We start from the raw sequence: 21,664 nt of genomic DNA, 5'->3' as shown, positions 1-21,664 counted from the left end.
GGCAACCCGTGGTTCCAAGTCACTCCCGCTGAGTGGGAAGCGGTAACGCTTGGCCGTTTGGCGACGCCTGTGAAGCGAACGAACATCTCAGACGCTCCGCTGCTGTCGCTCTATCTCGGCGAGGGGATAGTGCCGTACAAGGCAGATCGAATCGTCCATGCGACGAGCCAGGATACGTCCGGATACCAGCTCGTTCTTCCTGGTGACCTTGTGCTGAATAATCAACAAGCGTGGCGCGGGTCCGTCGCTATTTCTCAGTTGCGGGGAATCATCAGTCCCGCCTACATCGTCTGCCAGGTGTCACCGCGACTGGACCGGCGGTTTGGTGGATACTTGTTCGCATCGACCGCCGCGCGATTTCCGTACGTGATCTCGTCGCGGGGCGTCGGCGATATTCAGCGTAATCTATCGTGGCAACTGCTCAAGGCACAGGAATTTCCGCTTCCGCCTGTCGAGGAGCAGCGAGTAATTGCTGATTACCTGGACCGTGAGACCGCCCGCATCGACACCCTCATAGAGGAGCAGCAGAGCCTCATCAACCTCCTCCACGAGCGTCGCGACGCCGAAGCCGATGACCTTCTCCGGGCGCCGTCAGAGGCACGGCACACGACTGTCAAGCGGGTGCTTCAACCTCTTTCTCGCCCCGCCGCGCCAGGACTCGGCGTCGTTACTGCCTTTCGGGACGGCATTGTGACTCTCCGAAGCAACCGCCGGGAGGAGGGGTACACGTTCTCCAACACCGAGAACGGATACCAAGAAGTCCGCCCAGGCGACCTCGTGTTCCACGCTCTCGACGGTTTTGCCGGTGCGGTCGGAGTGTCCGACAGCCACGGAAATGCGACGCCGGTCTATCACGTTTGCGTTGCCACGGCCGGCGACGATGTCGCATATGTTGCGCGGTTGCTCCGTTACTTGGGACGCAGCGGATTTCTTGCCACCCAAGCCCCGAACGTGCGTGAACGGAGCGTCGACTTCCGGAACTGGTCGATGTTCGGCCGGTTGCCCCTGGCGTTGCCACCAGTCGATGAGCAGCGCCGCATAGCTGCGCATCTCGAAGAGCAGGCCGCCAGGGTCGACCAGCTCATCACGGAGACCGAGCGGTTCATCGAGCTCGCTCGGGAACGCCGCGCGGCGCTGATCACGGCCGCGGTGACGGGTCAGATCGATGTGCGAGAGGCGGCGTGATGACTGACCACAACGAGGTGGTCTTCGAGACCGAGATCTGTGAGCACCTCCACGCCCACGGCTGGCTGTACTCGGACAAGGACACCGGCTACGACCGCGAGCGGGCGTTATTCCCCGAGGACCTGTTCGCCTGGCTGGAGGCGACCCAGAAGCCGAAGTACGAGAAGGCTTTGAAAGCCGCCGGCTCGCAGGAGAAGTTCCTCGACGTGCTGGTCACGGCGCTGGACAAGCCCTTGGAACACGGTGGCGGCACGCTCAACATCCTCCGCAACGGCGTGCAGTACATCGGCGGCGGGCGGCTGAAGCTGGCCCAGTTCCGCCCCGAGACGACGCTCAACGAGACCACCAACGCGGAGTACGCCGCAATGCGGGCGCGGGTGATGCGGCAGGTGCGGTTCTCCACCGCCGACCAGCGCAGCATCGACCTGGTCTTCTTCATCAACGGACTTCCGGTGGCCACGGTCGAGCTGAAGACCGACTTCACGCAGTCCCTGGATGAGGCGATCAACCAGTACAAGAAGGACCGCAACCCGCTGACGAACGGCCGTCCCGAGCCGCTGCTGTCCTTCGGCCACCGGGCGCTGGTTCACTTCGCCGTCTCAAACGACCTCGCCGCGATAACCACCAGGCTGGAGGGGGAGAAGACCCACTTCCTGCCGTTCAACACCGGATTCGACGATGGTGGCGGAAACCCTCCTGGCGAGGACGGGAAATCCGCGACCGCGTACCTGTGGGAGCGGGTCTGGGAGAAGCACACCTGGCTGGGCATCATCGGCCGCCTGATGATCGTGCAGACCAAGGAGGAGTGGAACGTCGCCACCGGCACCTCGGTGCGCCGCACAAGCATGCTCTTCCCACGGTTCCACCAGTGGGAGGCGGTTGCGAACATTGTGGCCGCGGTGGCCGAAGAGGGTGTGGGCCGTCGCTATCTGATCGAGCACTCGGCCGGGTCCGGGAAGACGAACACCATCGCCTGGACAGCCCACCGCCTGGCGCGGCTGCACGTCGAGAACAAGAAGGTCTTCGACTCGGTCATAGTGGTGGTGGACCGCACCGTGCTCGATGGGCAGCTGCAGGACGCGATCCGGCAGCTTGACGGCACCGGCAAGATCGTGGCCACGATCAGCCCCGAGGACGTCCGCAAGGCGGGCGCGAAGTCGAAGTCCGGCCTGCTGGCGCAGGCGTTGAAAAACGGCGACTTGATCATAGCGGTGACGGTTCAGACGTTCCCGTACGCGCTGGAGGAGATCCGGGCCGACTCCGGTCTGAAGGGCAAGCGGTTCGCCGTCATCGCCGACGAGGCGCACTCCTCCCAGTCCGGCCAGATCTCGACCAAGCTCAAGCAGGTGCTGACCGCCGATGAGCTCAAGGAGATCGAGGACGGCGGCGCGGTCGGCGTCGAGTCGGTCCTGGCCTCGGAGATGACCGAGCGCGCCGAGTCGCCGAACATCTCTTATCTCGCCTTCACCGCGACCCCGAAGAACAAGACGCTGGAGCTCTTCGGTCGCAAGGGCCTCGACGGCAAGCCGGTCGAGTTCCACCTCTACTCGATGAAGCAGGCGATCGAGGAAGGCTACATCCTCGACGTGTTGAAGGGCTATCAGTCCTACGACACCGCGTTGAAGATCGCGGGCAAGGCGGCCGGTGACGGGAGCGACGGCGACGAGGTCGAGGAGGCTGCTGCCCGTAAAGGTCTGATGCGGTGGGTCCAGTTGCACCCGACGAATATCGGCCAGAAGGTCCAGATCATCGTCGAGCACTTCCACGCCAACGTCGCGCATCTGCTGGACGGCAAGGCCAAGGCGATGGTCGTGACCGGCTCGCGCAAGGCCGCGGTGAAGTACAAGAAGGCGATCGACGCTTACATCGCCAAGCGTGCGGCGGAGGACGCCTCTTACGACTACCGGACCCTGGTCGCGTTCTCCGGGTCAGTGTCGATGGCCGTGGACGAAGAATGGGGCACAGACTGGGGACCGGCGCCGACCAAGGACGACGAGTTCACCGAGGCGAACATGAACCCCGGAGCCGGCTCCGATCTGGCCGCCGCGTTCGCAGGCGAGACCTACAAGATCATGCTGGTCGCCAACAAGTACCAGACCGGGTTCGACCAGCCGCTGCTCTCCGCGATGTACGTCGACAAAAAGCTGTCCGGCGTCACCGCGGTGCAGACGCTCTCCCGGCTCAACCGCACCCACCGCACCGCGAGCGGGGAGCAGAAGCGCAAGACGTTCGTCATCGACTTCGTGAACAAGCCCGAGGACATCAGGGCGTCCTTCGAGCCGTACTTCAAGAACGCCACCTTGGAGACCGAGACCGACCCGTACGTCGTCATCCACCTCGCCACCAAGCTCGCGCAAGCCGGGATCTACACCGAGGACGACGTCCGAAAGGTCGCCGAGCTGTGGGTCACCCGCAAGGGCAACAACGCGCTCTCGGCAGCGATCAGCCCGGCGCAGCACGACTTCCGGCGCCGCTACGCCAGAGCGATCGAGGAAGACGACAAGGTCACGCTTACCACCCTCGACCTGTTCCGCAAGGACGTCTCCACCTACGTGCGGCTCTACGACTTCATGAGCCAGATCGTCGACTACGGCGACCCATACATGGAGATGCTCTCGATCTTCCTGCGCCTGCTGGAGAAGGTCATCGCCGAGTCCGCCTGGGCCGCTGAGGTCGACCTCTCCGACGTGGTCCTGGTCGGGGTGAAGCACACCAAGGCGAGCACGATCGACATCTCGCTGACCGGCGACGGCGAGCTGAAAGGCATCAATGCGGCGGGGACCGGCGCGAAGAAGGAGCCGAAGTACGTCGCGCTCCAGGTGGTCATCGACAAGATGAACGACCTCTTCGGGGCCGAGTCGTTCGCCGAGTCCCAGGTCCGGGAGTTCGTGCAGGGACTGGTCCAGCGGCTGCTGGCTTACCCTGACCTGGTCAATCAGACCAAGGTGAACTCGAAGAAGCAGTTCATGGAGTCGCAGGACTTCCAGGCGGCGGTCACCGAGGCGGTTGTGGACAACCAGGACGCCCACAACACGATGGCTGACTACTTCTTCAGCGACGGGCCCGCGATCAATGGCGTCATCGTGGCACTCGCCGATGCCTTCTACGAGGCGGCGATCGATCAACCGGCGAGCTAACCAACACGGAGTTGTGATGCCGTGACGGGGCAGGGCTTGATCAAGTTCCGGTGTCCCGGGTTCGACGTATTCCGGGTGGCTGGAGCAACAACGGCCGCTTGCCTGGGGTGAACCTCGATCGTTCATGAGGGCTCGTCAGCTTGCTGACGGGCCCTCTGTCGTGAGTTTTGGCGGGGGTTTTCGGAGTCTGGGCAGGCTGATGCCCGGTTGTCGCGTCGGGTGTGCGCCGGGTTCCACGGCTCCGGTCGGGGCGGTGCCGCTCGCAGGGACGAGAACGTGCTGGTCAGCCGGGGTTCGGGAGGGCGTGGAGCCGGTCCAGGGCCAGTGCTTGGCCAGGCGGAGGTAGCGGCGTCGGCCGGTTGCAGTGAAGATGCAGTGTACATGTAAACGCTTTGTGGATCATCCGTACCCAAACCGTCGATTCGTTGAACGACACATCCGTGCTGCTGTCAGCCAGGCCGCAAAGGGGCCAGCAGTCGAACGCTTCTGGCTCACCAGCACCCCGAAGAGCAAGCCTCCCTGCCGGCCGCATGGAGGACGACGCCTCGGCCCGCCATGCTGACCAATCCGCTACCGGCACGAACCAGCACCGCTGCTCGCAGAGTTAAACGTGACCCCCCGCAGTGGTACTCTCAGATGTGTCAGATTTGCAAGGCTTGAGAGGGTCAGATGAGCCTGATCATCCGTATCGATATTCCCGGCGCCACCGTGAAGACCAGAACCGTCGGCAGCGATGTGTACATCGACATCAGCCAGGAGAGAGAGGCGGACGGCCCTGCGACGCAGACAACACCAGGAGGCCTAGCCCCCTTGATCGAGTCTGGCGACCTGAAGGCTGGCGAGGTCCTCTACTGGTCTCGACCTCGCCTCGGGGTCCGCCATGAGGCCACAGTCCTGCCGAACGGCTGGCTGTCATTCGAAGGGAAGCCGTATCGAACTCCATCCGGAGCAGCAGTGGCCGCCGCCGGGTCACAGGCGGACGGCTGGACCGCATGGAGGCGGGAGCGTGACGACGTGATCATCGGGTCTCTCCGCAGGGCGCACTAGACCAACCACCTGTGGCGGGATCGGGCTCGGGAGGGTTCCTCCAGAGCTCACCCCGTCACGGATCGGTTACGAGAGGGCAAAGCAGGCTCGCTTCCCGATCGGTTCACAGGAGGCTACTTCAAGCGGTGAGTCCGAGGTGAACTCAACGCTGATTTTAGTTAGTTAGGCTAAGTAAAATTCTTCTACATGGCCTCAACTTAGCCAAATTGCGAAATTGACCGGAAGGAGAAATCGATGCGCAAAAGCTGCCTTCGAATCATTAACGAGGCGCTAAGGACAGGCGACGGAACACTTCGCCTCGTGTTTCTGATGGCCGCAGGAGTCACATGCAGTGCCGTGCTCGTTGCCGTGTTGGCTGCCGCCAGGCTCACCGGGCTGATCTAGGCCGGAGCCCCTCTGCACCATCTGATCTGGCAATCTCGTTAGTCCCGGACTCACCCCACGGTGTCCCACCGTTCCGCCGTCCCCTCGGGCGGCGGAACGCTTACCCACTGGAACTTCTGGTTCTGGACCATCCGTGGACTGATCTCCGTCGACTGGCCCCTCCCGAGGCCCTGACCAGCGCGTCCTCTTTGAGATGAAGCGCCCTCCGGAGCCGTGTGCGCAGGTTCGAATCCTGCCGGGGGCACTCGCCGAAGGTCAGCAGAAACCACTCGCTGACCAGGGCGGATGTCGGCATGAGAGAGCGGGGCCCAGTCTCACTGGGTTCCGCTCTTTCTCACTGCTGGGCACTGATCGCGATAGACCTGCGATAGAGCCTGCAGTGCAGTGCAGTGCACTGGGCCAAGCACGCGACGGCTCGTCAGCCCCCGTCCGCTACGCCGGACGCAGCCGCACCCTCGTCACCGCGGCCCAGCAGAGCTCGCTCGGCCAAGACGCGCTGGGGCTGGCGCCGGCGCGCTTCGGTCAACCGGTCCTTGATCGCTGTCCCGCGCCGACAGCGGCCGGGAGGCGACTGTGGAAGGTCGCCACCCAGACGGCGGTGGCCAGGATGAGCGCCCCCGCCAGGCCCATCACGGTGCCGGTGGCCATGCTCGCGACTCCAACTGCCGCACCCAGCACGACTGGAGCCACCCCTTGGAGCGTCATGATGCCCGAGCCGAGCAGGCCGAAGGCCTGACCGTGCAGCTCCTGCGGCAGCGACTCCAGGAACGGCCGTTGCAGCCCGAGTTGATACGCGAGGGTGCCGCCGGCCACCAGCAGCAGCACGGTCGCCACGCCCTCGCCGGGTTCCAGCGCGAAGCCCAGCACGGCCAGCCCCATCAGCGCGGTCAGCGGCACCACCAGCCGCTCCCGGGTGCGCGGGTCCAGCAACCGGCCCACCACCAGGTCGCCCGCCAGCATGCCCACCGGCAGCGCGGCCATCAGCAGCGCGTAGGCCCCGGCCGGGAAGTGGCGCTGACCGGCGTAGGCGACGATCAGCCCCTCGACCCCGCCCATGAACGAGGACGGCAACCACTGCGCCAGCAGCAGCCGTCGCACCGCGCGGGTCCGCAGCAGCCGGAGGTTGCCCGCCAGGCTGGCTCTGACCACCGTGCCGTCGGCGGGCGGCGCCGGCAGCCGCGGCAGGCCCAGCCGGACCACGGCCGCCGCCACCAGGTGCAGCCCGGCTGCCAGCACCAGCGCCTGACGCGCGCCCAGGACCGCCACCGCCGCGCCGCCCAGGGCCAGGCCCGCCAACTGGGCGGCGGAACCTGCAATGTTGTTGAGCGAGCGGCCCAACACATAGGCGTCGCCCTCCAAGAACTCCGCCACCAGTCGGCCTGAGGCGCCGTGGAAGACCGGGCCGGGCAGCGCTACCAGCGCGACCACCAGCAGGCTGACGCCCACCGGCAGGTGCAGCAGCGCGACCAGCAGCGTCCCCGCCGCGCCCAGCAGGTAGCCGCCCGCGATCAGACCGCGCGGCGGCAGTCGGTCCGCCAACGACCCCAGCAGCATCGAGCCGGGCAGGTGCGGCAGGAATCCGGCCGCGAACGCGAGCGCGGACAGCAGCGGTGACGTGGTGGCGGCGTAGACCAGGACGGAGAAGGTCGTGATGCGCAGCGTCTCGGCGATGACGGCGAAGGTGTGGCTGACGAATATCGGTCGGAACCGGGGCTCGCCGAGGACTTCCCGGTAGCGGGTCCGCCGTGTCACGGAGCTGCCGTCGGTCGAGGGCGGGGCGGGGGCTCGTGTCACGGCATCAGTTGTGGTTGGGTTGTCGGCCTCGCTCGCAGGGCCGTCGGTCCGTGCGGTCTCGGTCATGGCCCGCAGCTTGACGCCGCGCCGGCGGCGCAGCCCACTTCTACGTCCAGGGGCGTAAGGTCCCCGGACACGGCGGGCGTATCCTCCCGGCATGCTCCGTTTCGAGGTGGCCGCCGACGACCTGGCTCGCAGCCGCTTCGCGCTCTCCCCGGCGTTCGAACTGTGCTGCCTGCTGCGCGCCCTCGCCTACGGGGAGTGCCCGCTGCCGCCTGCCTGGTCGGCACGGCTGCGGCCCGCCTTCGAGCGGTTGCGCCGCACCACCGCGCTCGACGCCGCGCTCGCCTTGAACGTCCCCGGTGGGGGCGCTGACTTCACTGCGCCGCCGCCTTCCGGCCCGGCGCGGACCTGGGCCGAAGACCTGGCGGCCATCCGTGCCACCCCCGCCGCCGTCGCCCGCCGCGAGATCACCGCGCTGATCGCCGCCCACCCGGTGCGCGACCCGCGCGTGCGCGCCGTGCTGAACGCCGAGGACGCGGTGGCCCGGCTCGCGGCCGCGCTCGACCGCGCCTGGCACGACCTGCTCGCCCCCGACTGGCCGCGAGTGCGCGCGGTCTGCGAACGCGACGTGCAGCACCGGCTCGCTGTCATCGGCGCCCACGGCTGGGCGGCCACCGTCAGCGGCCTTCAGCCGGGCAGCACCTGGCGCCGCGGCGGCCTCGAACTCACGGACGTGTCAGGGGAGCTCGAGCCTGTACGACTGCACGGCGAGGGCCTGCTGCTGATCCCCTCCGTCTTCGTCGGGCCACGCGGCGCCTGCCACCACGAGGAGCCCTGGCCCAAGACCGTCATCTACGCGGCCCGCGGCACCGCCGCCCTCCTCGACACCAGCAGCGAGGCCCCGCCAGAGGCACTGGCGGGGCTGCTGGGGCGAACTCGCGCCCTGCTACTGCTGGAACTCGCCGCCCCCGCGAGCACCACCCAGCTCGCCCGTAGTCTCGGCCTCGCCCCGGGCGCAGTGGGCGACCACCTCACCGTGCTGCGCCGGGCCGGCCTGCTGGACCGCGCCCGCACCGGACGCTCGGTCCTCTACCGGCGCACCCCGCTCGGCGACGCGCTGGCGGCGGGAGCACTGCAGCACGATCGGTAGCAGCCACACCCGAGCTGGGCCACCCTGTCCGGTCACAGACGGCTGTAACCCCCGGGGCGCAAAGAGCCCTTGAGGTCGATCTGAACGTCTCAGCGGTGGAGTTGCTGAGCGCTGTCGCTGGTCGACACGGGGCGGTCATCAGCACCTGTGCGGTCTCCAACTTGCCCCGAACGGGGAGCAGATGTCGAGCTCAACCGAACTCGCCTTCGCGCACACCATCTCGGAAGGCTGCCCATTGTTCTGCAGTGAACCGCAGAGGCGGCAGGTCTCGACGGTTGGAGTCACGGACTGCCACAGCCCCGCCGCCAAGGTTTGCCACCTCGACGCAAGTGGAAGTGTAGGGGCTCTTACTGCTCTTGACCCAGCGTGCCCGGGTCAGGTCGAGTGCGTACAGTTCAGCGTTGCTCGCTTGCATGAGAAGCTCCATTCGAAGTTCGGTCGTGTGTTCTCTATTCACCTTCAACTGGCGACTTGTCCGCCGCTATGCGTCGGCGTTATCACTCAGTTAAAGGCTCACTGCAGCGCCGGCTGTGCTGCCGTACATGACCCTCAGCCCAGCCGGATCGGCGACATCGCTCGGGCCGCCCTCGTCCTCAACGAAATCTCGAAGTGATCAGCGTTGAGGGTTAAGAGTTAAGGTCGTTGCGGTTGCCGCGGCTTTCATCGTCGTCTGTGGTCTGGCCCCGCTCGCCGCACCCGCGGCCCACGACGGCCTTTCTGCAGGACAACTAAGATGTCGGCCCTGTGATCAGGAACTCAGGGTTGGATAATCCTCAATATGTGACGTTCCGTGAAGTGCGGCCCGGCGCCGCTGAGGCTTCACGTGGCGGGGTCAACGCACGAGACCCCGCCAGGCCTGGCAAAGCCGACGGGGTCTCAGCGAGAGCAAGCGCTCTGCGCAAACAGCGTCAGCCGAACTCGCCGTCGCGCACGCCATCCCTAAAGGCTGCCCACTCGCGGGCAGTGAACCGCAGCGCGGGCGTCTCCGGGTTGTTGGAGTCTCGCACCGCAACAGCGCCGCCGCCGAGGTCCGTCACCTCAACGCATCCGGGTGGATACGCTGTGGACTTACTGCTCTTGGTCCAGTACGCACCGGACAGATCCAGCGCGTACAGGTCGGCCTTCTTCGCATCCATAGCACTTCTCCTTTCCGATACATTTCCAGTGTTACCACTCCACGGGCCATGTGCAACGGGCAACGGCCGGAGTATCAACGGGCAAGCCTGCGAAGGCTCATGCTCGACATCCCACGCGCTGACACCGAAGTGTTTTCACCGGTCAAGCCGTAGTGCTCACTGTTCGTCGGCTGATGACAACACGGGAGATCACCCCTGCTCTTTTGAGTCAATGTGTATGTCGGCTGTCTGGAATCTCTGTCGGCGATGGTGATGACTACACAGAGGTACGGATCCAGTGTTGTGGCCGACGATGATCAGGCGATGCGGTCAGCGCAGGAGGAAGTCGCCTCTGGTCTGGAACGACAGCTTTGCCATCAGTTGCGGCGGCACCGCCGTGCGATCGGTTCTCGTTTGCGGCACCTGAGCGCCGGCCGCCAGGTCCTGCTGACACTTGCTCACCTGCGGGTGGGGCGCAGGTAGTGCCCAGCTCACGGCCGGGTTCGGCATGGGAACCACGACGGACTACCGCTATGTCACCGAGGCTGATCTATGGACGGGCCCCGCCTGTGGAGGCAGGCGCGAGGCATGGACCAGCCGCTTTGCCTGGGACAGAAGGGCCCTCTGGAGCGGTGTACGCAGGTTCGAATCCTGTCGGGGCACCTCGAAGAGCGTGTCGGAAGACCCCCGTGATCACGTGATCAGTGGAGACGCTGAGTGCGGGGTCTTCGTGTTCGTGTAGATGTATGCCGTTCGAAGCGGCCGCGTGGCGGGCTGTGGGCGGGATCTTGGGGCGTCGCCGCAGGTGAGGTCCAGGGCGTGGCGAGGGGCCGTGCCGGTGCCGGGTGGTCCCGTGCGGGCCGTCGGCGCGCCGTGGGGCGGATGTCTCATCCTTGGGACATTGTGATGCGCCCGGGGAGGGCTGTACGTTCGCCGCATGATCAGAATTGCAGTGATCGTATTCATTGGAGCTCTCGCCATTTCCGCAGGTGTCACGGCGTTGACTGTGTCGCCTTGGTGGTGGTTGGTCGCCGTGTTGTGCGCGGGGGTGGCCGGGGTCGGCACTTATGATTTGCTTCAAAAGCGCCATTCCGTCCTACGTAACTACCCAGTGCTGGGACATATCCGCTTCATGCTGGAGTCGATCCGGCCGGAGTTGCAGCAGTATTTTATTGAGCGTAATACCGATGGCCGTCCATTCGACCGGGACGTGCGCAGCCTTGTCTACCAGCGCGCCAAGGGGACTGAAGCGGAGATCGCGTTCGGCACCGAGCGGAACGTCTACGCCGAAGGCTACGAATACTTCGAGTCGTCGATGAGGCCGCGCCCGGTGCCGACGGAGCAGCCCCGGGTCCGCGTCGGCGGCCCGGACTGCACCAAGCCCTACGACATGGCCTTGCTCAACGTCTCAGCCATGAGCTTCGGTTCGCTGTCCGCCAACGCGGTCCTCGCCCTGAACCGGGGGGCCGCCCTCGGAGGCTTCGCTCACGACACCGGCGAGGGTGGCATGTCCGAGTACCATCTGCGCCACGGTGGTGACCTGGTGTGGGAAATCGGCACCGGATACTTCGGTTGCCGCACCGCGGACGGTGGTTTCGATCGCGCGCGGTTCGCCGAAAAGGCCGCTCACGACAACGTGAAATGCGTGTCACTGAAGCTGTCTCAGGGAGCCAAGCCCGGTATCGGAGGGGTGCTGCCCGGGGAAAAGGTCACCGCCGAGATTGCCCGGGTACGCGAGGTTCCCGAGGGGAAGACCGTCATCTCGCCCCCTTACCATCAGGTCTTCGACACGCCCCGGGAGCTGATCCGGTTCATCGCCGAAATGCGCGAGCTGTCCGGCGGTAAGCCGGTCGGCTTCAAGCTGTGTGTGGGCTCCCGGCGGGAATTCCTGGCGGTGTGCAAAGCCATGATCGAAGAGGGCACCGCGCCGGACTTCATCATCGTCGACGGAGCCGAGGGCGGCACCGGAGCCGCCCCGCTGGAGTTCGCCGACCACCTGGGCAGTCCGCTCACCGAGGGACTGATCACCGTCCACAACGCCCTGGTCGGCGCCGGCCTTCGGGACCGGATCAAGATCGGCGCCAGCGGCAAGGTGGCCACCGGAGCCGACATCGTCAAGCGCATGCTGCAGGGCGCCGACTTCACCAACGCGGCACGCGCCATGATGTTCGCGATCGGATGCATCCAGGCGCAGAGCTGCCACACCAACACCTGCCCCGCCGGCGTCGCCACACAAGACCCGCGCCGTGCACGCGCATTGGATGTCGATGACAAGTCGGCCCGGGTCCACCGCTTCCAGTCCGCCACGGTGAACAGCGCACTGCAGATCGTCGCCTCGCTGGGCGTGAGTGAACCCGCCGAACTGCGCCCGAACATGCTGCTTCGGCGCGTGGACCCGGTCACCGTCCGCTCCTACGGGGAGCTCTACGACTGGCTGACTCCTGGCCAGTTGCTGATCGAGCCGCCCGAGTCCTGGGCAGCGGACTGGAAGGCCGCCGATCCCGACCGTTTCACTGTCTGACGGGCCTGTAGACGGCGCCGGGGGTGCCCTGATGGCGGACGCTCCGCACACCGTCTCCCGCAGCAGGGCCTTCCGGCTCGGTGTGGATCGCCACATCCGCACCGGCGACCGGAAGGCCCTCATGCCGCACCTCCGACCGGGGTCCGGGGGCGCCGCCCCCTGTGGGGCGCCCCGGCTGGGTGGCGCTACGGCAGGCGCTGCTCGTCCTCCAGACCACAGTTTCGGCGGATTCGGTTGCCCGGCATCCGGGGGCCGCGCTCAGGGAGTGACGAGGGGTCCGCCGCGGAGGGCTACGGGGTGGGCGCGGGACCCGGTACGGGTGGTACGTGGGCAGGCGTCCGCTCCGGCTGCTGTGACCCGGGTGTGGTGGGGGCGAAGAGCCAGCCGGTGGAGGGGCGGGTCAGCGGGCGGACCAGGTGGCGTACCGGTGGGGAGCCGAGCACCATGGTCAGCAGGATCGCGCACAGCACCAGGCCGGCGATCTCGGCCGGGGTGTTCACCCGTGATATCCAGCCCTGTTCCCGGATGGGCAGGATGACCAGCGGGTGCAGGAGGTAGATCGTGAACCCTCCGGCGCCCAGCGTGGTGATCAGCGGGAGCCGCCGCCGGGGCATCAGGCGCAGCAGGCAGAGCACCAGAGCCGCGGCCGAGGCCAGCACCAGCAGCCGGATGATCCAGGCCCACTCCAGGCTCAGGGGGTCGCCGGCGGAGTAAGGGTGGCGCATGGAGAGCCAGTTGCCCTTGATGTCCCGGTGCCACAGCCATCCCACGAGGCAGGAGGCGAGGACCCCGGCGACGGCCACGAACAGGCTCCAGCGGCTGGTGAACCAGGAGTTCAGGAAGCCCTGGCCGATCCGCCAGCCGAGGTAGAACAACGGAAGGTAGACGAGCGTGCGGCTCGCCGAGAACTCCAGCCCGAACTCCTCGATGTACCCCACGGCGAGGGCGATGACGGTGGTGACGAGCAGTGGGTGACGCAGCTGGACCACCAGCGGCAGCAGCAGCCGCCAGAAGAAGAGGGACATCAGGAACCACAGGGTCCACGGCAGTTGGACGACGTACACCACGAACTCGTTGCCCAGCCAGTACTTCTCCAGCGAGTAGAGCAAGCTGAACGCGAGGGCGGGCAGCACGATGCTCTGGAGCAGGGTGCGCAGGGAACGGGGGCCGAGCGGCCCCGCGTTGCTGAACACACCGGCCAACATGACGAAGGCAGGCACCCGGAAGGCCCAGCTGGCGATGTGGAAGGAGTGCAGCACGTCCTCTCGCGCCATGATGCTGCCGGCGGTGTGCAGAATCACGATCAGCGTGGCGGAGAGGAACCGGGTGTTGTCCCACCACGGATTCCTGGCCCGGTCCGTCCCGCCGGCACGGTCGGTGGAGACAGCGGTGGCAGGTCTCGGGAGTGGCTTGTCCATCGCGGCGGCGGGCTCCTGTCAGCGGCTCGGCAGGGGAAGGGGCCGCCGTACTGATGCTCGACTCGACGGGGCCGGGCACACCGTGACGATCTCCGAGAAGGGCTCGGTTGCCGAGTCTGGTTCACACGGTGAACTCCGCATGTACATCGGAAGCTCCGACGCACCTCCCGCCGGCGTCCCTGCCACACTGCCCGGTCGCAGATCCGACGGCGGCGCGAGGCCACGCCGGCAGCAGTTCCCTCGACGGCCATCAGCGTTTGCCTGACCTAGGAAGCAAGGACGTCGAGCCGGCCCCGACGAAGCGCTCGGCGACGGATGAGGTGTCTCGGCAGCCGTGCAGGATGCCGTTCACGTTGTTGCCGGTCTCGGTCCGTTCGGCGTCGAGCGCGTCGCCTTTCTCGGACATGTCCACCCTCGTGGTCGTGCTCAGTCGCCGCTGCCGTACGGGCGGGTGAGGATCTCCATCGCGTGGCCCACCGGGTCCTGGAAGTACAGGCCGCGGCCTCCGTCGCGGTGGTTGATCTCGCCGGGGTGTTCCAGGAGCGGGTCGGCGTAGTACGTCACGTGGGCCTGCTGGATTCGGTCGAACGCCTCGTCGAAGTCCTCGTCGGACACGAGGAAGGCGTAGTGCTGGGAGGCGATCGGTCCCTCCGGGTCGGCCATGTAGTCGAGGGTGACGCCGTTGCCGGTGGCGACGGGAACGAACGGGCCCCAGGGCGCCCCGACCTCCAGGCCCAGGATGTCCGCGAGGAACTCGGCGGACTCCTGCTTGTTCCGGGCGTGGACGATGGTGTGGTTCAGCTCCACGTTCATGGTGTGCCTCCCTGCGGCACCTCTTGTCGGCGCCTCCGTGCCCCACCAAGCCGATGTCCGGCACGCGGTGCCGTAATTCCGACCCTAGCCGGGGCCGTCCGCGGACGGTAGCCGGATCCGTATCCCTCGATTCGTCACCCGGTTCGCCACCCGGTTCGCCACTCGATTCGCGGGCGGACGGGGACGTTACGCGACCAGTCGTATCCCTGTGCTCCCACAGGGTCACTGGTCCCAGAGTCGCCGCAATCCGGTCTCCAACAGCGCGAACGCCTGTTCCGCGTCCGCCACCGCGCCCGCGTGGCGTGCGTCGGCCGGTTCTCCGTGGGCCAGGCGGGAGGCGTTGTCCTGGGCCAGCAGGCCTTGGACCGCGACGATCTGGGTGGCGGCCAACCTCGCCGTGAGTTCGGGGGTGTCCGCCGTTTCCTCCAGTGCCTGGGCCAGTGCGCGTTCGGCGCCGGTGTGGAACTGATCCATGCGGGCCACCAGTGAGGGCGCGTCCAGGATCATGCGGGTGAGGCGCAGGACCTGGGGATGGTCGTTGAGTCCGGTGATCGGGTCCCGTTCGTGCAGCCGCTTGAGGAAGTGATCGCGCAGTGCGGTCAGCGGGGTGGTGCGGGGTGGGCGGGTCCGTACGACGCGTGCGGCTTCGGTCTCGTGGTCGGCGAGGCGGTGCACCACGAGGTCTTCCTTGGTGGGGAAGTAGGCGAAGAGCGTGCGTTTGGAGACCTCGGCCGCCTCGGCCACCTGGGCCACCGAGACCTGGTTGAAGCCGTGTTCGAGGAAGAGCGCGATGGCCGCGTCGGAGATCGCCGCGCGGGTCCGTTGCTTCTTTCGTTCGCGTAGTCCTGGCTTGCCGTCCACGGCGCCCATCCTAGCCGCTTGCTTCCCCGAGGATATTTCTGCACCTGGTATACATTTACTCCGAGGGAAGGAATGGGAGGAGCAACAGTGTTGGACGAGATCGAGACCGAAACCGAGATCGAGACCGAGGTCGTCGTCGTGGGTGCCGGTCCGACCGGGCTGACGCTGGCGTGCGAGCTGACGCTGGCAGGGGTCGAGACCCTGGTCCTGGAGAAGCTGCCCCGGCGTGCCGAGCAGATCAAGGGCGGCGGGATCCAGCCCCGCACCGCCGAGTTGCTGGAGTCGCGCGGGCTGCTGGAACCGTTGCTGCGCAGGGCCGCGTCCCATGAGCCGGTCGGCGGGCACTTCGCCGCGCTGCCCGTGCCCCTGGACTGCACCCCCTGGCAGACCAGGCACCCTTTTCCGATCGCGATTCCTCAGTGGGGGGTCGAGGAGGTGCTCGAAGAGCGCGCGCTCGCTGCCGGTGCGCGGGTTCTGCGCGGCGCTGCCGTCTCAGGGGTCGAGTCGGGCGACGACGGTGTGGTGGTGGTGACGCCGGACGGTCTGCGGGTGCAGGCGCGCTACCTGGTGGCGTGCGACGGCGGGCACAGTACGGTGCGGAAACTGCTGGGGCTGCCCTTCCCGGGTAGGCCCGGGACCCACCGGGCGGTGCTGGCCGACATCCGTCTGTCCGCCGTGTCGTCGCTGGTGCCGCGGCAGATCGGGCACATGAGCACCATGACCCGAAGCGCGGGGGGTTACTGGGCCATGCTGGTCCCTCTCGGCGGCGACCGGTACCGGTTGACCTTCGGGCGCGCGGACCAAGCGGGCGCCGACGCAGGCATCGACGGCGACACCCCCGTCACTCACGAGGCGATCGCCGTCGCGCTCCAGGCCGTGTACGGGCCGGAGACCGTCCTCGGCGCCGTGGACAACTCCTCGCAGTTCAGCGACGCCACCCGGCAACTGGAGCAGTACCGGTCGGGTCACGTCCTGTTCGCGGGCGACGCGGCGCACATCCATCCGCCGCTGGGCGGTCAGGGTCTCAACCTCGGTGTCCAGGACGCGTTCAACCTCGGCTGGAAACTGGCCGCGACCGTCCAGGGCCGGGCGCCGAGCGGCCTCCTGGACAGCTACCACACCGAACGGCATCCCGTCGGAGCGCAGGTCCTGCACCACACGTCGGCGCAGCGTGTCCTGGCGGATCCGAAGCCGAGCGAGGACGTGGCCGCCCTGCGCGACATCTTCGTCGACCTGCTGCGTCTGCCCGACACCAACCGCCACCTCGCGGGACTGATGTCCGGCCTCTCACTGCGCTACCCGCTGTCCGGCGATCATCCGCTCACCGGACAGCGCGTGCCGGACGCCGACCTGGTCACCGAAGGCGGCCCCACCCGGCTGTCGACGCTGTTCGCGTCGGGGCACGCCGTCCTGCTCGACCTGGCCGGAGCCGTCCCGGCCGGCCTCCGACTCCCGCCGCGAGTCGACCTCGTGCGCGCCACCTGCCCCGACGGGCTGGGCGCTGCCGCCCTGCTCATCCGCCCCGACGGCTACGTCTGCTGGGCCGCGGACGGCTCCGCCGACCACGGCGATGCGCTGCTCGCCACCATCGCCGGCAGCCTGGCGAAGATGTCCTGAGCGAACTGGGCGAACGGAGCGGACGGAGGGGACGGAGGGGACGGAGGGGGCGGAGGGGGCGAAGGGGACTCGCGTCGCGCTCATCCCGCCCGCTTCGCCGTGCACGGCCTTGCGGACTGCGGGCTCCCCTGGTTAGAGGAGCCCCAGGTCGCCGAGTTCCTTGTGCAGGTCGGCTCGCGGGTTGTCGGCTTGTACCGGGAGGTCGCCGCGGGTGGTTGCCCCGGTGCCGCCGTCGGGGCGGCCGGTTCCGGTGGGCCGTGCGCGCCGGTCCCGGAAGAGCCAGGCTCCGGCCAGGCCGCCGATCAGGCCTCCGAGGTGTCCGAGCCAGCTCACCCCCGGTGTCCCGGGCACGGCGACGGTGAGCATGTAGGCGAAGGAGGCCGCCATGACGATGCCGATCAGCGTGTCGATCAGGTGCCGGTCGAAGAGGCCGCGGACCACGACGTAGCCGAAGTAGCCGAAGATCAGGCCGCTGGCGCCCACGGTCTCCACGCCGCCCCGTTCGAAGAACCAGACGGTGAGTCCGCTCGTCACCGCGACGAGCAGGCTCAGTCCCAGGAAGCGGACCACGCCCCGGTAGGCGGCGAGGAAACCGAAGATGAACAGCGGGCCGGAGTTGCTTTCGATGTGCGCCCAACTCCAGTGCAGGAAAGGCGCGGTGAGGATGTCGGGCAGCGTGCCGAGGTCGCCGGACGCCACCCCGAACTGCCGTGAGAGGGCGTAGCCGCCGGTGTAGTTGGCCAGTTGCACCAGCCAGACCACCGCGAGGAACCCGAACATCGTGAAGAACGCCTTCCGCGCCTCCGCGATCATCTGTTCCGGATCCACCGGCCCGACCCCCGCCCCGGCCCGCTCCTGATCCGACCTGCCCATGGCACGCTCCCCTCCCCCTGCGGATCCGTGTCCGCGCCACCACGGACTTCCAGTATTCCCGGGGTCGGCCTTGCGGGCGGTGCGCGGTGCGTGCTTTTGGCCGGCGTCACCACAGTCCGGGACGTGGGCGGGGTTCGTCGGCGATGGTTTCCAGTTGGGCTGCCAGGGAGAGCAGTGTCGCCTCGTCGCCGTAGCGGGCGCCGAGCATCACGCCGATGGGGAGGCCGTCCGTGTTCCAGTGCAGCGGAAGCGAGAGCGCGGGCAGGCCCGTGATGTTGTAGAGGGGCGTGTAGGGCATGAACGCCGCCATGGCGTCGAAGTCGGCGGCGGGGTCCTTGCCGTAGAACTCTCCCGTCAGTGCGGGCGGCCGCGCCAGCGTCGGGGTGAGGACCACGTCGTACGAGGCGAAGAAGACGTCCGCGAAGAGCTGTCCGAGGCCGCGGAAGGTCGTCAGTCCCGCCGCGAACTCCAGCCCGGTCACCTGCCGTCCCTTCTCCCGCAGATGGCGGGTGAACGGGGTCAGGAGCGGCTCGTCCTCCTCGTCGACCTGCCGGCCGGCGGCGGCCACCGCCCAGACCCGCTGGAACGCCTCGACGACGTCCGGGTCCGGCGGCATCTCCAGTTCGTCCACCTGGTGACCGGCGCCTTCGAGGAGTTGGACCGTCTTGCGGTACGCCGCCTCGCAGTCCGGATGCACCGCGGCGTCCGGGACCATCGGGTCGGGGAGCCCGGCGACCCTCAGGCGTGCGGGCTCCCTGTCCACGCAGGCCAGGAAAGTCTCTCCCGCGGCCAGGGGCGGCGCCGTGTAGACGTCGCCCGGCATCGGCCCGGCCATCGCGTCCAGCAGCATCGCCGCGTCCGCGACGGTCCTCGCGAGGGGCCCGTGCACCGACAGGCCTGTCACGTCATGGTCGACGGGGCCGTTGCTGACCCGTCCCCGGCTGGGTTTGAGGCCGACCAGTCCGCAGGCCGAGGCGGGGATGCGGATGGACCCGCCGGCGTCGGTGCCGTGCCCGAGGGCGGAGAGTCCCGCGGCCACCGCGGCCGCCGAACCGCCGCTCGAACCTCCGGGAGAACGGTCCAGGTCCCATGGGTTGCGGGTGGGCGGGCCGAGTTCGTTCTCGGTGTAGCAGGGCAGCGCGAACTCGGGGGTGTTGGTCTTGCCCAGCAGCACCGTGCCCGCCTGGCGCAGGCGGGTGACCACATGGTCGTCCATGTCGGCGACCTGGTCGGTGAACGCCGCCGAGCCCAGGGTCCAGCGCACGTCCTCGACCTGGACCAGGTCCTTGACGGCGATCGTCACACCGTGCAGGGGAGGCAGCACGGCACCCGTCCGGGACGCGGCTGCCACTTCCTTCTCGGCCTGCCGGGCCCGGTCGAGCGCCTGCTCCGCCATGACGGTGGTGAAGGCCCCGACACTCGGGTTCAGGGCGTCGACGCGCTCCAGGTAGTGCGCGGTGAACTCGACGGGCGACACGGCGCCCGCCTGGATCGCCGCGGCCTGTTCGGCCGCGGTCAGCTTGTGCAACTCGGACACTGCTCAGCTCTCCTTGGCTGTCTGCTGCGAGCCGCGGCCGCCCTGTTCCCGGTCCCGTCGCAGGGCCGACAACCGGGCGGCGAGTTCCCGCTCGGACCGGCCGCTGCCCGCGGCCAGCCCGGCGCGGATCACGCGCAGACAAGCGTCGAGATCGTCGGGAACGGGGGCCACGAACGGCTTCGCGTTGACCTCTTGCGTGTAACTCGGCCACATGAGTTCCGTGGGAGGCAGCCGCGGCTCGGTGTTCTCGATCACCACCGGGTCGAAGCCGATGAGCCGGAAGTGCCGCAGGGCTCCGTGTTCCTTGGAGTCCCCCAGCAGCAGCCGGAACTCGTCGCCTCCGGCCAGGACGGCGCTGCCCAGACCGAGGATGAGGTGCCAGGGCACCCGCCACCGCTGCTCGCCCCGGTCCATGTCCACGTCGCGTACGAAGCGCTTGATCTCGTAGACCTGGTGGCTGGAGATGTCCGGGGCGGCGAACCGGGACACCAGGTCGACGTGGTGTGCGGACTCGGACGGGAACCGGCTGCGGCGCGGTGAGTCCAGCGGCATCGTCTTCTCGTCCAGGGAGCAGACGAGGCCGATGTAGCCGACGATGCGTCCGCCGACCGCGTCGAGGGTCACGGTGTGCAGGTTCCCGACCGTGTGCGGTTTGGTGGCCGGCTCGTGGAACAGGGCTTCCTGGTAGACGAGTTCGTCGGAGATCAGCCCGAGCTTGAGGTACTGGGCCAGCCGGAAGCCGAGAATGCCGTTCATATAGCGGGCGGGCACCTGGCTCTCGCGCATGGTGACGGTGAGCAGGCCGTCTCCGGTGTCGCCGGAGAGGTACAGCGGCGGGCCGTCGAGGGCCTGCGGCAGCCGGCCGAAACTGAGGCGGCTGTGCAGGCCGACGATGTCGTCGGTGAAGCGCCGTATCTCGGGGCTGAACGGGCAGGTGCCGCCGGTGCGTTCGTCCGCCGGCCGCTGCCTCGTCCGCTCCTCGGCCGTGGTCACAGCTCGTCCTCCTCCCGATACAGGCTGGCGGTGACGGTGAGGGCGAGGGCCTCCTGGGTGCCTTCGAAGATGCGGGTGCCGTAGGAGTCACGCAGGATCTTCTCCGCGCCGTACTCCCGGCAGTAGCCGCGGGCGCCCATGAGGGAGACGGCGGCGCCGGCGGTCTCGATGGCGATCCGGTCGGCGAACAGCTTGGCGACCGCCGGCTCGTACTCGGGCGCCGGGAGCTCGTTGTCGACCTTGTTGGCGGCGCGCTGGTAGAGCAGGCGCGCCGCGTCGACGTTCGCGGACATCTCGGCGAGCTTGCCGGCGCTGAACTGGTGCTCGTGCAGCAGCTTGCCGCCCTGTACGCGCTTGCCGCACCAGTCGACGGCGTGCTCGAGGGCGTTGCGTGCGATGCCGGTGGAGATCGCGGCGACGGAGGAGCGGGCCATGTTGCCCTGCGCGACGTCGATCTCGGCGCCGGTGCCCTCGCCGCCGATCATGTACTCGACCGGGACGCGTACGTCGTCGAAGTGCAGGGTGGTGCCGAGACATGCCCGGTAGCCCATCTTGTCGGCGACCTCGCCGCGGGTGACGCCGGGTTCGTCGAGGGGCACGATGAAGCAGGTCAGGCCGGTGGCGCCGGGCCGGCCCTCCATGTTGGCGAAGATCGAGGCGAAGGCGGCGACCTTGCCGTTGGTGCAGAACTTCTTGTGGCCGTTGATGACGTAGAAGTCACCGTCCCGGCGGGCGGTGGTGGCCATGCGCGCGTGGACGAAGTTCTCCGGGATGACCAGGTCGGACCCGGCTTCCTCCTCGGCGATGCCGTTGGCCGCGAGGACGGCCTCGTCCCCGGCGAACAGGGGCAGGAAGCGGGCCTGGAGGCGGGGGTCGCCGGAGAGCAGGATCGGGGTCTGTCCGAGCATGGTGGCCCCGAAGATCAGGGCCACGGCCGGGCAGGCCGCCGCGAGTTCCTCCATGGCGACGGCCACCCCGAGCACGCCGACGCCCAGGCCGCCGTACTCCTTGGGCATCAGGGCCCGGGTGAGGCCGAGTTCGTGCCCCTTCTGCACGATGTCCCAGTCGAAGTCCGCGGCGTCCGCGAGGTCGAGTTCCAGTGCCCGGGGGGCGAGTTCGTCGCGCGCGTACTCCCTGACCTGCTGCTGGAAGCGCCGGACCTCGGCGGGCAGGACGTCGAAGTTCAGGTCGGGGCCCGCGATGGCGGTGGTCATGG

The 21,664-nt window shown here is 67.9% G+C and carries 17 protein-coding genes and 1 pseudogene; 7 read left to right on the top strand and 11 right to left on the bottom strand.

Annotation, left to right across the window (positions count from 1 at the left end):
* Positions 1-57: 57 nt before the first annotated feature.
* The 3 genes from ACWEK3_RS19300 (at position 58) to ACWEK3_RS19290 (ending at position 5,369) form a co-directional block, all read left to right on the top strand.
* On the top strand, positions 58-1,185 hold the full coding sequence (locus ACWEK3_RS19300; protein ID WP_453250186.1) for a restriction endonuclease subunit S: 1,128 nt from the start codon (positions 58-60) through the stop codon (positions 1,183-1,185).
* Positions 1,185-4,322 (top strand): type I restriction endonuclease subunit R, encoded by a 3,138-nt coding sequence (locus ACWEK3_RS19295; protein ID WP_453250185.1) that lies wholly within the window; start codon positions 1,185-1,187, stop codon positions 4,320-4,322. Before ACWEK3_RS19300 ends, ACWEK3_RS19295 begins: the two co-directional genes overlap by 1 nt.
* Before the next feature lie 669 nt (positions 4,323-4,991).
* Entirely contained in the window at positions 4,992-5,369 is a 378-nt protein-coding gene (locus tag ACWEK3_RS19290; protein ID WP_453250184.1) for a restriction system modified-DNA reader domain-containing protein, read from the top strand.
* Positions 5,370-6,275: 906 nt separating this feature from the next.
* On the opposite strand, the gene ACWEK3_RS19285 is transcribed toward ACWEK3_RS19290, so the two are convergent.
* Positions 6,276-7,613: an MFS transporter gene (locus tag ACWEK3_RS19285; protein WP_453250183.1), complete on the bottom strand. Its 1,338-nt coding sequence runs from the start codon at positions 7,611-7,613 to the stop codon at positions 6,276-6,278.
* A gap of 91 nt (positions 7,614-7,704) precedes the next feature.
* Between ACWEK3_RS19285 and ACWEK3_RS19280 the strand changes: the two genes are divergently transcribed.
* A complete protein-coding gene (locus ACWEK3_RS19280) occupies positions 7,705-8,700 on the top strand; it encodes a winged helix-turn-helix domain-containing protein (RefSeq protein WP_450538980.1) in 996 nt (331 codons plus the stop codon).
* A 190-nt stretch (positions 8,701-8,890) separates the two neighbouring features.
* Here ACWEK3_RS19280 and ACWEK3_RS19275 read toward each other — a convergent pair whose 3' ends face one another.
* Both ACWEK3_RS19275 and ACWEK3_RS19270 read right to left on the bottom strand, forming a co-directional pair.
* Positions 8,891-9,115 carry a DUF397 domain-containing protein gene (locus ACWEK3_RS19275; protein ID WP_450538978.1) on the bottom strand — a complete coding sequence of 75 codons (225 nt, stop codon included), beginning with the start codon at positions 9,113-9,115 and terminating at the stop codon, positions 8,891-8,893.
* 493 nt (positions 9,116-9,608) lie between these two features.
* Positions 9,609-9,836, bottom strand: coding sequence for a DUF397 domain-containing protein (locus ACWEK3_RS19270; protein WP_384426048.1), 228 nt, complete (start codon positions 9,834-9,836; stop codon positions 9,609-9,611).
* A 303-nt stretch (positions 9,837-10,139) separates the two neighbouring features.
* On the opposite strand from ACWEK3_RS19270, the pseudogene ACWEK3_RS19265 reads away from it, so the two are divergent.
* Both ACWEK3_RS19265 and ACWEK3_RS19260 read left to right on the top strand, forming a co-directional pair.
* Positions 10,140-10,362, top strand: a pseudogene (locus ACWEK3_RS19265) (transposase family protein); the annotation flags it as partial.
* Between the two features lie 390 nt (positions 10,363-10,752).
* Positions 10,753-12,336 carry an FMN-binding glutamate synthase family protein gene (locus ACWEK3_RS19260; protein WP_450538976.1) on the top strand — a complete coding sequence of 528 codons (1,584 nt, stop codon included), beginning with the start codon at positions 10,753-10,755 and terminating at the stop codon, positions 12,334-12,336.
* A 290-nt stretch (positions 12,337-12,626) separates the two neighbouring features.
* Here the strand turns inward: ACWEK3_RS19260 and ACWEK3_RS19255 are convergent, their stop codons facing one another.
* From ACWEK3_RS19255 to ACWEK3_RS19240, 4 genes are all read right to left on the bottom strand, one after another.
* Positions 12,627-13,754: an acyltransferase family protein gene (locus ACWEK3_RS19255; RefSeq protein ID WP_453250182.1), complete on the bottom strand. Its 1,128-nt coding sequence runs from the start codon at positions 13,752-13,754 to the stop codon at positions 12,627-12,629.
* Between the two features lie 250 nt (positions 13,755-14,004).
* Positions 14,005-14,166 (bottom strand): hypothetical protein, encoded by a 162-nt coding sequence (locus ACWEK3_RS19250; protein WP_450538972.1) that lies wholly within the window; start codon positions 14,164-14,166, stop codon positions 14,005-14,007.
* Between the two features lie 14 nt (positions 14,167-14,180).
* A complete protein-coding gene (locus tag ACWEK3_RS19245) occupies positions 14,181-14,567 on the bottom strand; it encodes a VOC family protein (protein ID WP_376607822.1) in 387 nt (128 codons plus the stop codon).
* 222 nt (positions 14,568-14,789) lie between these two features.
* A complete protein-coding gene (locus tag ACWEK3_RS19240; RefSeq protein WP_450538970.1) occupies positions 14,790-15,437 on the bottom strand; it encodes a TetR/AcrR family transcriptional regulator in 648 nt (215 codons plus the stop codon).
* A 78-nt stretch (positions 15,438-15,515) separates the two neighbouring features.
* Here ACWEK3_RS19240 and ACWEK3_RS19235 point away from each other — a divergent pair, with 78 nt between their 5' ends.
* Positions 15,516-17,045 carry an FAD-dependent monooxygenase gene (locus ACWEK3_RS19235; protein ID WP_453250181.1) on the top strand — a complete coding sequence of 510 codons (1,530 nt, stop codon included), beginning with the start codon at positions 15,516-15,518 and terminating at the stop codon, positions 17,043-17,045.
* Positions 17,046-17,177: 132 nt separating this feature from the next.
* Here the strand turns inward: ACWEK3_RS19235 and ACWEK3_RS19230 are convergent, their stop codons facing one another.
* From ACWEK3_RS19230 to ACWEK3_RS19215, 4 genes are all read right to left on the bottom strand, one after another.
* Positions 17,178-17,918, bottom strand: coding sequence for a rhomboid family intramembrane serine protease (locus ACWEK3_RS19230; RefSeq protein ID WP_450538966.1), 741 nt, complete (start codon positions 17,916-17,918; stop codon positions 17,178-17,180).
* Positions 17,919-18,024: 106 nt separating this feature from the next.
* Positions 18,025-19,455, bottom strand: a complete 1,431-nt coding sequence (locus ACWEK3_RS19225; RefSeq protein WP_453250180.1) for an amidase — start codon at positions 19,453-19,455, stop codon at positions 18,025-18,027.
* A gap of 3 nt (positions 19,456-19,458) precedes the next feature.
* A complete protein-coding gene (locus ACWEK3_RS19220; RefSeq protein WP_453250179.1) occupies positions 19,459-20,448 on the bottom strand; it encodes a hypothetical protein in 990 nt (329 codons plus the stop codon).
* Positions 20,445-21,662, bottom strand: coding sequence for an acyl-CoA dehydrogenase family protein (locus ACWEK3_RS19215; protein WP_450538961.1), 1,218 nt, complete (start codon positions 21,660-21,662; stop codon positions 20,445-20,447). The genes ACWEK3_RS19220 and ACWEK3_RS19215 overlap by 4 nt, the downstream gene beginning before the upstream one ends.
* Between the last annotated feature and the right edge of the window lie 2 nt (positions 21,663-21,664).

The organism is Streptomyces sp. NPDC004721, from assembly GCF_053601495.1.
Note: the sequence above shows the minus strand (reverse complement) of the source record. Positions and strands in the feature narration are given on the sequence as shown.